Annotated in this window: 1 protein-coding gene; it reads left to right on the top strand. The window is 60.6% G+C overall.

The window, feature by feature from the left end; translation table 11 throughout:
• Positions 1–771 (top strand): hypothetical protein (locus tag DC432_RS16100; RefSeq protein WP_207770866.1); only part of this gene is annotated, 771 nt, incomplete at its 5' end.
• Between the last annotated feature and the right edge of the window lie 187 nt (positions 772–958).

Below are 958 nucleotides of genomic sequence, written 5' to 3'. Positions count from 1 at the left end.
CCCTTAAGCTTGATCCTGACACGTAGCGTTGCGATCTCGCGCTTTGATCAAGATGTCTGCCAAGCTCGCCTCATGAGCGAACCCGCTGAGCGAGACCCCAAAGCACTGATCCAGGCTGGTTTGAAGAAGGCGCTCACTGCTCAATACCCCGTCGCCCAGTCCACAGTGGCTCGGCTACGTCGCGTGCATCCTGACAAGACACCGACCGAGATGGTCGCGCACCTGAATGCCTACTACCTGAACACTGTCACCGTGACTGGTGCAGGCACGGGTGCGGCCGCCATCGTTCCGAACTTCGCTGTCCAGCTACCGGTTACGCTCGTTGACCTCCTGACCTTCCTCGAGGCTTCGGTGCTTTATGCACTCACGGTGGCAGAGGTGTACGGCGTCGATCTGGAGGATCACGAGCGGCGACAGCTGCTGGTTACGGCTGTTTTGGTGGGCGACAGCACCGCCACTAGCGTGCTCCGACCGCTCCTTGGCCGAACCGTTCCGCATTGGGGTAAGCGCATCGTCAAAGCGATCCCGATGTCTGTCGTGAACGCGGCGAACAACGTGCTCGGTCCGCGCTTCATCACCAAATGGGGAACGAAGCAGGGTGTTCTAGTGCTTGGAAAGCAGATTCCGCTCGCAATCGGAGTGGTTGTGGGCGCTGGTGGCAACCGGACCTTCGCATGGCTCACCACCAAAGCTGCTCGCAAGATCCTTGGACCGCCTCCGGCGGAGTGGCCCAATGAAGACGAGGCCGCCTCCGACGGGTCCGAAAGCTAGCCGGTGCTGTCCGGTGGAAGCCGCTGAAAAAAGAAAAAACAGCTAGTCCCGTGGCCGCTGAGTGAGGGTGCGGGCGCTCGGCGTCCGCCTCTCTCTCCTCCGGTTGCTTCCCTCTTGGCTCGGCTTCGCCGAGCATCAGGAGAACAGCCCGGTTAAATACTTGCGCTGGAGCAAGAGAGCGTGTTGA

The sequence above is a fragment of the Microbacterium testaceum genome (assembly GCF_003075375.1).
Classification (GTDB): domain Bacteria; phylum Actinomycetota; class Actinomycetes; order Actinomycetales; family Microbacteriaceae; genus Microbacterium; species Microbacterium testaceum_E.
Note: the sequence above shows the minus strand (reverse complement) of the source record. Positions and strands in the feature narration are given on the sequence as shown.